Origin of the sequence: Gordonia sp. OPL2 (genome assembly GCF_003797825.1) — a bacterium.
In the GTDB taxonomy this organism is placed as follows: Bacteria; Actinomycetota; Actinomycetes; order Mycobacteriales; family Mycobacteriaceae; genus Gordonia.
Genome location: NZ_RKME01000060.1, coordinates 1 through 1,559 on the forward strand (window position 1 = coordinate 1; position 1,559 = coordinate 1,559).

General features: G+C 63.1%; 2 protein-coding genes. Both read left to right on the forward strand.

Annotated elements, in window-relative coordinates; genetic code table 11:
- The first annotated feature begins 60 nt into the window (after nucleotides 1–60).
- A complete protein-coding gene (locus EEB19_RS26255; RefSeq protein ID WP_187590272.1) occupies nucleotides 61–528 on the forward strand; it encodes a hypothetical protein in 468 nt (155 codons plus the stop codon).
- 26 nt (nucleotides 529–554) lie between these two features.
- The gene (locus EEB19_RS26260) at nucleotides 555–1,550 is read left to right on the forward strand and encodes an IS3 family transposase (protein ID WP_262365942.1); all 996 of its coding nucleotides are present in this window, start codon (nucleotides 555–557) and stop codon (nucleotides 1,548–1,550) included.
- Nucleotides 1,551–1,559 lie beyond the last annotated feature (9 nt).

Genomic DNA, 1,559 nt, shown 5'->3' on the forward strand with positions numbered 1-1,559 from the left:
ACGCTCCCTGCCAGCCTGTTCGTGAGACAGCTGGTGGGGGTGTGGGGAACGGAGTGAGTGGTGGAGATCAGTGTGCCGGTGGGTCGGACTCGGACCGGGAAGCGGTCGTTTCCGATCGGGTTCAAGGTGGAGTTTCTGCAGCTGTGGGATGAGGTGTCCCTCGAACGGGGTGGAAAAGCTCGTTTGCTGCGCAAGTACGGTCTGGATCCGACGGTGGTCCGGGAGTGGGTCCGGGCTCGGGATCGGGGAGACTTTGAAGCATCGATGGTGGTTGCTGCGGATAAGTCGAAGGACCGGTGGCAGATGGATGCTCGGGATCGGGCCGAGTTGGCGCGGTTACGCGCCGAGAATGAGCGACTCAAACAGAAAGTCACTCAAGCTGAGGCCGCCCAGGAAATCTTGGGAAAAGCATTCGAGCTCTTGGAAGGGATCACCGCGAGCTCGGAGATGATCGACGATCAGATCCCGCCGGCGTTGATGAGTGCCGAGCAGTACCGGCAGTGGCTGCAGCGCAAAGGACTGTCTTGATCGAGTTGGTCACGGCGTTGGTCGCTGTGGGGGTCAGCGTCACGGCCGCGTGCGCGTTGGCGGGGGTCGCGCGTGCGACGTACTACCGCCTGACCCGCGGCTATACCCATTACACGCCGGTCACTGACCCGATGCCGCAGAGTCAGCGGTGTCAGCCGGCCGCGTTGAGTTCCGCTGAACGCACCCAGGTGTGCACCGTTCTAGAAGATGAGGACTTCGTCGAACTTTCTGTGTGCCAAGCATATTGGCGGGCTTTCGATGACGAACGGGTGTCGTGTTCACAACGCACCTTCTACCGGATCGCGCGGGCGGAACAGATGGTGGGAGATCGTCGACGCGGACGCCACAGCGGGAGTCGTTCACGCAAGACCCCGCGCGTAGCGGCCACGGCACCGGGTCAGCTGTGGTCCTGGGATGTCACCGAACTCAGAGGCCTCGCCCAACAGCGGTACAAGCTGTATCTGGCCATCGACGTGTTCTCCCGATTCCCGGTGGCTAGTCGCATCGAGGCCAGCGAGGATCGCACACTGGCTGTGGAGATGTTCACCGAGGCGTTCACCCGCTACGGCGCTCCGCACATCCTGCACGCCGACAACGGCGCGATCATGCGCTCGCGTGATCTGCTCGACGCCCTCGAACAGGCCGATACCACCGCATCGTTCTCCCGGCCCCGGGTCAGTGACGACAACCCGTTCTCCGAATCACTGTTCAAAACCATCAAATACGACCTGAACTGCCCCGAGACGTTCGACAGCATCGACCACGCCCGCCAGTGGACGGCCCAATTCTTGAGCCGCTACGCCGCCGAACACCGCCACAGCGGCCTGGGCTGGCATACCCCGGCCTCGGTGTTCGACGGCACCGCCGCCCAGCGCCATGCCAGCCGCCAAGCCCGCCTCGACGCCCTCTACGCAGCCAACCCGCAGCGCTACCGGCACCCACCCCGGGCACCTGAAGTCCCCAGCATCGTCGGCATCAACAACAAACAGAAACAGAACCAGGTCCTGTCTCAGACAGGTTGACAAATACCG